Annotated in this window: 7 protein-coding genes; 2 read left to right on the top strand and 5 right to left on the bottom strand. The window is 73.4% G+C overall.

What is annotated here, in order from left to right; translation table 11 throughout:
* Window positions 1–790: GTP-binding protein (locus CWC38_RS10200; RefSeq protein WP_121846634.1), on the bottom strand; the 790-nt coding region annotated here is incomplete at its 3' end.
* Between the two features lie 84 nt (window positions 791–874).
* On the opposite strand from CWC38_RS10200, the gene CWC38_RS10195 reads away from it, so the two are divergent.
* Together CWC38_RS10195 and rpsT are read left to right on the top strand one after the other, a co-directional pair.
* The gene (locus CWC38_RS10195; protein WP_121846633.1) at window positions 875–1,447 is read left to right on the top strand and encodes a type II toxin-antitoxin system PemK/MazF family toxin; all 573 of its coding nucleotides are present in this window, start codon (window positions 875–877) and stop codon (window positions 1,445–1,447) included.
* A gap of 219 nt (window positions 1,448–1,666) precedes the next feature.
* Window positions 1,667–1,927: a 30S ribosomal protein S20 gene (gene rpsT / locus CWC38_RS10190; RefSeq protein WP_121846632.1), complete on the top strand. Its 261-nt coding sequence runs from the start codon at window positions 1,667–1,669 to the stop codon at window positions 1,925–1,927.
* 132 nt (window positions 1,928–2,059) lie between these two features.
* Here rpsT and holA read toward each other — a convergent pair whose 3' ends face one another.
* The 4 genes from holA to CWC38_RS10170 form a co-directional block, all read right to left on the bottom strand.
* Window positions 2,060–3,073, bottom strand: coding sequence for a DNA polymerase III subunit delta (gene holA / locus CWC38_RS10185; RefSeq protein WP_121846631.1), 1,014 nt, complete (start codon window positions 3,071–3,073; stop codon window positions 2,060–2,062).
* Window positions 3,074–3,364: 291 nt separating this feature from the next.
* Entirely contained in the window at window positions 3,365–4,462 is a 1,098-nt protein-coding gene (locus tag CWC38_RS10180; protein ID WP_121846630.1) for an NADH:flavin oxidoreductase/NADH oxidase, read from the bottom strand.
* A 149-nt stretch (window positions 4,463–4,611) separates the two neighbouring features.
* Window positions 4,612–7,005: a ComEC/Rec2 family competence protein gene (locus tag CWC38_RS10175; RefSeq protein WP_165860397.1), complete on the bottom strand. Its 2,394-nt coding sequence runs from the start codon at window positions 7,003–7,005 to the stop codon at window positions 4,612–4,614.
* A 311-nt stretch (window positions 7,006–7,316) separates the two neighbouring features.
* Window positions 7,317–7,984: ComEA family DNA-binding protein (locus CWC38_RS10170; protein ID WP_206059894.1), on the bottom strand; the 668-nt coding region annotated here is incomplete at its 5' end.

Here is a 7,984-nt window from a genome sequence, read left to right as displayed (position 1 = left end):
GCCCCTTGGACGGGAAGGGCTCCGGGGAGATCACCCCGATCTCCAGCAGCTCGTGCGTGGCCCCCGTGGACATCATCTCGATCCGCTCACGCGGGACCAGGGTCCCGTCCACCACGCGCACGTAGGTGACCACGCCGCGGTAGGTGTCGTACACCGAGTCGAAGATCATGGCGCGCGACGGCGCGTCCTTCACCCCCTGGGGCGCGGGCACGTCCCGGACGATCCGGTCCAGTAGCTCCTCCACGCCCTCGCCGGTCTTGCCCGAGACCTTCAGGACCTCCTCGGGCTCCACCCCGATGAGGTTGGCGAGCTCCGCCGCGTACTTCTCCGGCTGCGCCGCGGGGAGGTCGATCTTGTTGAGCACCGGGATGATCGTGAGGTCGTTCTCCAGCGCCAGGTAGAGGTTCGCCAGCGTCTGCGCCTCGATGCCCTGGGCGGCGTCCACCAGCAGGATGGTGGCCTCGCACGCGGCCAGCGAGCGGGAGACCTCGTACGTGAAGTCCACGTGCCCGGGCGTGTCGATCATGTTCAGCGCGTAGTCCGTGCCGTCCACGTTCCACGGCATGCGCACCGCCTGGGACTTGATGGTGATCCCGCGCTCGCGCTCGATGTCCATCCGGTCCAGGTACTGGGCCTTCATCTGCCGCGGCGTCACCACCCCGGTGGCCTGCAGCATGCGGTCCGCGAGCGTGGACTTGCCGTGGTCGATGTGGGCGATGATGCAGAAGTTCCTGATCACCGAGGGGTCGGTCGAGGCAGGTGCCGGTGGATTGACGGCCAACGGTGACACGGGCGGTCCTTTCGTTCTCAGGATGACTCCCCAGTTTCCCATGATCCCGGACCGGGGGCGAACCGGTCCCCCTACGATGTCCCCATGGCCGACTTCACTCGACTCCTGAACCAGGGGCTGCGCCTCTTCCGCATGTACCAGCGCTACTCGGGCTCCCGCGGGCCCGCCTCCCGCTCCGGGGGCACGACGCCGCCGCCCACCGTGGCGCACGAGCGCGGCCCCTCGCGCGCGCGGCCGGGCACGGCGGCGTCGTCCGGCCGGATCACGGACTACCCCGGGGACTGGACGGGGCCGGTGAACCCCCGGTGGGCCGCGAAGCCGGACGGGCGCCCGGATCCCGGGGAGGTCGTGTGGACGTGGGTGCCCTACCAGGAGGACCACTCGCGCGGGAAGGACCGGCCCGTGCTGATCGTGGACCGGGTCGGCGAGCACCTGCTGTGCGTGATGCTCACCTCCAAGGACCACGACTCCGCGGGTCACGACGACCCCTCCTGGGTGGACGTGGGCGTGGGTGGCTGGGACCGGTCCGGGCGTCCCTCGGAGGCGCGGGTCGACCGGATCATCCCCGTGCGGCCACAGGACGTGCGGCGTGAGGGTGCCGTGCTGGACCGAGCGCGGTTCGAGGCGGTGGCCGCGGAGCTGACCGGGCGGCGCTGACGGGGCGGCACTGCCCGGGCAGCCCTCACTCGGGACCGCCGCGCCGCGCCGCTCCGGGCACCCGGGGCGGGTTTCTGCTAAAGTGGTCCGCTGTGTGTCCGCGCTGGTCGTCGGGCACAGCGGATGGTTGCCACCGAGCATCCCCACTCTCACAACTCAGTCGATGACCATCCGTGAGCCCTCACTGACCTACTTCCGCAATCGTTCTAGGAGCTATCCGTGGCCAACATCAAGTCGCAGAAGAAGCGCAACCTCACCAACGAGAAGGCACGCCTGCGCAACAATTCTTACAAGTCCGAGCTCAAGACGCTGATCCGCAAGGTGGACGCGGCCGTCGAGTCCGGCAACAAGGACGCCGCTGCGGAGACCCTCCGCAAGGCCTCCCGCAAGCTCGACAAGGCCGTATCCAAGGGCGTTCTGCACAAGAACACCGCGGCCAACAAGAAGTCCGGTCTGGCCAAGAAAGTCGCGAAGATCTGAATCGGCTGACCCCGTCGCGCTGACGGACTGGACGGGCCCGGTACTCCTCGTGAGTGCCGGGCCCGTTGTCATGCGCGGGATGGTTCCGCGCTCCCTGCGGGCAGCTCTCGGCGCAGCCCCCGAGGAGTCGGCTCAGTGGTGCCCGGAGGTGGCGATCACCGTGATGGCCCGCTCCACCGCGAAGTACGGGGAGCGGGAGGCGCCCTTCACCTGGGCGTCCGCCTCCGCAATGGCCTGCAGGGCCCGGGCGACGTCCTGCGCGGTGAACCGACGCGCCTCGTTCTGGGCGCGCTCCACCTGCCACGGGGCGGTGCCCACGTCTCTGGCGATCTGCCCCGCTCCCCCGCGGGACCCCGCGGTGAGGGCGATCAGGCGCATCTTCGAGCCCAGCGTGGCCACCATGGGCACCGGATCCACACCCACGTCCACGGCCTGGCGCCACAGCTTCAGCGCCTGGTCCGCGTTGCCGGCCACGGCCGCATCCGCCACCCGGAACGCGGTGACCTCCACACGACCGCCGTAGTACTTCTCGACCAGGTCGAGGTCCACGGTCACGGGCCCGTCCGCGATCAGCTGGGAGCACGCGGCGGCCAGCTCCGCCGTGGAGGTGCCGACGGCCGCGGCCAGCGCCCGGGCGGCGTCGGGCTCGATGCGCTTTCCCTGTGCCCGGAACTCCGCGAGGACGAACGCGGACTTGTCCCGGTCCGACTTCGGCGGGGTGCAGTCCAGGACGAGGGCGCGCTCCTTGAGCGCGTCCAGCAGCTTCTTGCCGCGGTTGCCGCCGGAGTGCTGCCACAGGACCGTGACGTCCGGGTCCGGGCTGGCCACGTAGGCCAGAGCGTCCGCGAGCAAATGCTCGTTCATGCTCGCCAGCTCTTGGACGCACACGAGCTTGGGGTCGTCGAACAGCGAGGGGCTCGTGACCACCGCGAGCTGACCCGGCTGGTAGTCCCCGGCCGCGATGTCCGTGACCTCGCACGAGCCGCGTTCCATGCGGATGGCGTCCCGCAGGGTCTCCCGGATGCGCTGCAGGATGTACTCGTCCGAGCCGGAGGCCAGCACGAGGGGCTGCGGGGTGGCGTCGCGCCACGACGTCTGCGGGGCCGAGGGTGCCTGTCGGCGGGAGGTCGTGCGTGCCGGGGTCATGGTGCTCCTCGTTCGTGGCCGGGTGCTCGGGCGTCGACGCCGCCCGTGCCCGGTCCCGGGTGCGCTCGGCACGTTCGGCCGGGCGGGGCGGGCACGCCGTCGCTGCGTCCCCATGCTAGCCGCGGGCGGGGACACCCCCGGGGCCCTGTGCAGTGCGGGTGCCGCGGCGCGGCACGGGACGCCGCGAAGGCAGCCCGGGTACCGCGGAGTTTCGTGGCCCGAGCGCTCCGGCTCAGCTGCTCGTGGCCCCTCTGGTCCCCGGAGGCGCCGTCGCCCGGCGAGCGCCCATTCTCAGCGGGTGCGCGGCGGGCGGCGGTAGGCGCGTTCGTACTGGCCGGGGACGGGCGCGTCGGGAACGCCGAGGGCGTGGGCGGCGGTGAGGGCCACGTGGGGGTCTCGCAGGGCTTCGCGGCCCATGAGGACCACGTCCGCGAGTCCGGTGGCGACGATCTGCTCGGCCTGCCAGGCGGTGTCGATCATGCCGACCGCGGCCACGGGGACGCCTGCGGTGCTCCTGATCTCGGTGGCCAGGGGCACCTGGTAGCCGGGGCCCACGGGGATCTCGGCGGGCACGTTGGCGGCGGAGGACACGTCGATGAGGTCCGCTCCGTGCTCGGCGAGCCATCCGGACACGCGGGAGGTGTCCGCCACGGTGAGGCCGCCGTCGGTCCAGTCGGTCGCGGACAGTCGCACCAGCAGCGGCATGTCGCCGGGGATGACGTCCCGCACGGCGTCGGTCACCCGCAGCAGCAGCCGGGCGCGGTTCTCCAGGGAGCCGCCGTGCTCGTCCGTGCGCTCGTTGCTGAGGGGGGACAGGAACTCGTGGAGCAGGTAGCCGTGGGCGCCGTGGAGCTCCACGAAGTCCATGCCGACTTCCACGGCGCGGCGGGCCGAGGCGGCGAAGGCGGCCACGACGTCGTCGATCCCGCGCGCGTCCAGTTCCTCGGGTGCGTCCAGGCCGGGGAAGGCCACGGCGGACGGGCCCACGGTCTGCCAGCCGCCCTCGGCCGCGGGCAGGCTCTGGCCGGGGTGCTCGGTCCCCCACGCGGCGTGGGTGCTGGCCTTGCGGCCCGCGTGGGCGAGCTGCACGCCGATGGCCGCGCCCCGGCCGTGGGCGAAGTCCACGATCCGCGCGAGGGCGTCCCGCTGCTCGTCGTTCCACAGGCCCAGGTCTCGGGGGCTGATGCGTCCCTCGGGCACGACGGCGATCGCCTCCACGATCACGGCCCCCGCCCCACCGGCGGCGAGTGAGCCGTAGTGCACGAGGTGCCAGTCCGTGGGCACGCCGTCCTCCCCGAAGGCTGCGTACTGGCACATGGGCGGGATCCAGAGCCGGTTGCGGACGGTGAGCCCGCGCAGGGTGATCGGTTCGAAGAGGGTGGAGTGCATGGGGGTCCTTCCGGTCGGGGACGCCCGCACCGGGGACGGGCAGCACCCCGAGCGGGGTGAGCGGGTCCGGGTCTGCGGCGGGCGCCCTGTGGTTCCTCCCGGTCAACGGATCGGCCGCCGGGGTTATTTCTGCTCCGGGGCAGCACGGGTCACCCGCGGGCGGCCACCACGCGGCCGCCCTCCCGGCGGATCCACAGTGCGCCGTTCTGGTCGGTGCGGGCCACCGCCGCCCCGACCTCATGCAGTGCTGCCAGCGTCTGGGGGTGCGGGTGGCCGTAGCTGTTGTCCTTCCCGACGGAGATCACCGCGAGCGCGGGGTGGGTGTCGTGGACGATGTCGGTGCCGCCGTTGCGGGCGCCGTGGTGGGAGACCTTGAGGACGTCCACGTGGGGTGTGTGGCCACCGGGGAAGGTGGGCAGCTCTCTTCGGTACCCGTCGGCTTCGAGGTCCCCGGCGGACAGCCAGGTGGTGGGGCCGTCGGGACCGTCCATGGTGAGGAGCAGGACGAGGGAGGCGTTGTTCTCGTCCTCGGAGGTGATCTTCCGGTGCGTGGAACGTGGTGGTCTGGCGCCGCCGCTCGAGCTGGGAGCCGAGCTCTCGACGGGTGTCGGCGGCGCGGGGGCCAGGACCTCCACGGTGAGCGGTCCCAGGTGGAGCTGCTCACCGGGTGCGGGCCGGGTGGTGATGCCGTGCCACTGCTGGAGCTCATCCGGAGGGGTGTCTCCGGCGGCGGAGTACCAGACGCGGTCCACGTCCACGGTCTCGGCGAGCCCGTCGAGCCCGGCCACGTGGTCCGCGTGGTCGTGGGTGGCGATCACCGCGTCCAGGTGGGTGACGTCGGCCTGCCGCAGGCACCGGGTGAGCGCGCGGGGGTCCGGTCCCCCGTCCACGAGCACGGCACGGTGCTCGCCCGTGCGGTGCAGCACGGCGTCCCCCTGGCCCACGTCGCACACCACCGACTGCCACGCCGGGGCCGGGCGGAACCACCACACGAGAGCGGTCACCAGCAGCATGACCAGGGCGAGGGACGCGGTGACGGCGAGCAGGCGGCGTCGTCCCCGGAGACGGTGCGCGCGGACGCGCCACACGGCGTCGGGCACCGGTGCTGCGGCGGGAGCGGGGTCCACGGTGCCCGCGACCGGCGGTGGGCGGCGCATGCGGGCGTCCACCGTGTGCAGGGCCGCGAGCGCGAGGACGGTCAGGACGGTGAGCAGCAGGACGCCCGGGAGGCCGGGTGGCCAGGGGACGTGGGCGCCGGGCAGTGCGGCGAAGGTGTCCGCGATCCAGCCGAGGGCGCGGGCCGGGTAGGAGGCGACGCCCACGGGCAGGCTCGCCCCGCGGTCCCACGCGGTGACGGCGGCCGGGTCCGCAGGTCCGGGCACGAGCAGGGCCAGGGCGGGGTCCAGGAGGTGCCCTGCGAGCAGCACGCACACCGCGAGCAGACCGGCCACCGTGACCACGGGCACCAGGGGCGCGGCGGCCATGTTCGCGGGCAAGGAGTAGAGGGGCAGGTCCGGGTTGAGCAGGAGCAGGGCGGGCCCGCACCACAGCTGGGCCACGAGCGGCACGGAGATGCACACCGCGAGCACCGTGGGCAGGCGGGTGCCGAGCACGCGGGTCACGGGGCGAGCACTGACCACGATGCCCGCGGTGGCCAGGACGGAGAGCACGAAGCCCATGTCCGCGGCGAGGTCCGGGCGGGTGAGCACCAGACCGGTCACCGCCGCGCACAGGGCGTTGAGGCTCACCCCGGGGCGTCCGCTGAGCATGGCGACCCCGCCCAGCGCGCCCATGACCCCGGCGCGGAGCACGGAGGGGTCCGGTCCCACGAGCAGCACGAAGCCCGCGAGCGCGGCGAGGCCCACGGTCACGCACATGCGTCGACCCGCGCCGAGGGTGAGGGCGGTGAATCCGGTCAGCGTCATGACGAGGGCGCAGTTGGACCCGGAGACCGCCGTCAGGTGGGTGAGTCCGGTGTCCTTCATGCTCTGGGCGAGGGCGGCGGGCAGCTGGGAGGTGTCCCCCACGGACATGCCGGGAACGAGTCCCGCGCTCACGGCGCCGAAGCCGCCGGCCACGCGGGTGAGGTCGGCGCGCACGGCCTCCAGCAGACCGGGGTCCTGCCCGCCGTGTCCCGCGGAGACGGGTGGCGACGTCGCTCGGGCGAGCAGCCGTGCGGGTGCGGCGGTGTCCGCCACGGTCACGACGGCGCCCACGCGCTCCCCGTCCCGCACACCGTCCCAGCCGGGATGGGTGGCGAACACTGTGAGTTCCCCGGTGGTGGGTGCCCCGTCCGCGCGCTGCACGTCCAGGGTCACGGCAACCCCGTGCGCGGCCTCCTGCTCCCCCGCGCCCGCGTGGGAGGTGTAGGGGGACGGCGTCCCGGACACGGTGGCCTCCACCCGGACCACCGATCCCTGGGGGTGCTGCACCAGGAACGCCCGGGCCGGTGCTGTGGCCGCGAGGGTGCTCACGAGGGCCGCCGCGCCGGCCAGCAGGACCACCAGGGTCAGGACTGCTGTCCCGTGGTGTCCCGTCACCATGGCGTTCCGCGCGTGGGGGCGGGGCACGGTGCCCGGGCCGCTGCGGCGAACCGTCCACGTGCCCCGCTGGGAGGGCCGCGCGCGAGTCCGCCGTCCTGCGCCGGGCATCCCCTTACCGGAAGCGGGCGTGCGAGACGAGCGACGGGCCCGTAGCCACCGCCACCCGTGCGGGGCCAGGCACACCAGCAGGTGTCCGGCCGTGCACAGCAGCGCACACACGGCACCGGCCTGCCACTGCCCCGCGAGCGTCACCACCGCTGTGATCCACACCGCGAGCGCCACGGGCAGCAGCCGCAGGTCCCACGTGACGGTCATACCGTGACCAGGGGCAGCAGCGCCTCCAGCATCGCCGGTCCCACACCGCTGACGTCGTCCAGCTGCTCGGGTGAGGTGAAGGGGCCGTGCTGGGTGCGGAACTCCACGATCCGCTGCGCCAGCACCGGACCCACCTTCGGCAGGGCCTCCAGCTCGGCCTCGGTGGCCGTGTTGAGGTTCACGGGGGCGCCGGGGGCCGCGGCCGTGGAGCCGCCGCCCCGAGCACCCGGCTCGGGGGCACCGTTGGTCGCGCCCGCGGGCCTGCTCGCGGCGTTCGGGGCGGGGGCACCGGATCCTCCGGACCCGCCGCCGGGAGCGGTGCGCGCCGCCAGCACCTCATCCACATTGCCCCGGTTGGGAATCACGATCTGGGCGCCGTCCGCCACGTTCTCCGCCAGGTTGATGCGGTCCTTCACGGCGGCGGGAGTGAATCCCCCGGCGGCCTCCACCGCGTCCATGACCCGCGCCCCGGGCGAGAGGGTGACCACGGAAGGATCTCTGACCTCTCCCACCACGTGCACGGTCAGGACACCGCCCGTGGACCCGGCGGAGGGCGCACCCGCTGATCCCGAGGGGCCGGGCACCCCGCCTCCGGAAGTGGTCTTGTCCGATGCCGTGCCCCCGGAGGAGCTGCCCCCAGGGGCGCCCGAGGTCGCCCCTGCCC

The organism is Kocuria tytonicola (assembly GCF_003687455.1).
GTDB classification, from domain to species: domain Bacteria; phylum Actinomycetota; class Actinomycetes; order Actinomycetales; family Micrococcaceae; genus Kocuria; species Kocuria tytonicola.
The sequence above is the reverse complement of the archived record's forward strand: the minus strand, read 5'-3'. Positions and strand labels throughout refer to the sequence as shown.

Bases quoted from the DNA above. Each gene is read 5' to 3' on its own strand.
- holA (WP_121846631.1), bottom strand. From the start codon at position 3,073: ATGACCCCGGCACGCACGACCTCCCGCCGACAGGCACCCTCGGCCCCG.
- CWC38_RS10195 (WP_121846633.1), top strand. From the start codon at position 875: ATGGCCGACTTCACTCGACTCCTGAACCAGGGGCTGCGCCTCTTCCGC.
- CWC38_RS10175 (WP_165860397.1), bottom strand. From the start codon at position 7,005: ATGGTGACGGGACACCACGGGACAGCAGTCCTGACCCTGGTGGTCCTG.
- CWC38_RS10180 (WP_121846630.1), bottom strand. From the start codon at position 4,462: ATGCACTCCACCCTCTTCGAACCGATCACCCTGCGCGGGCTCACCGTC.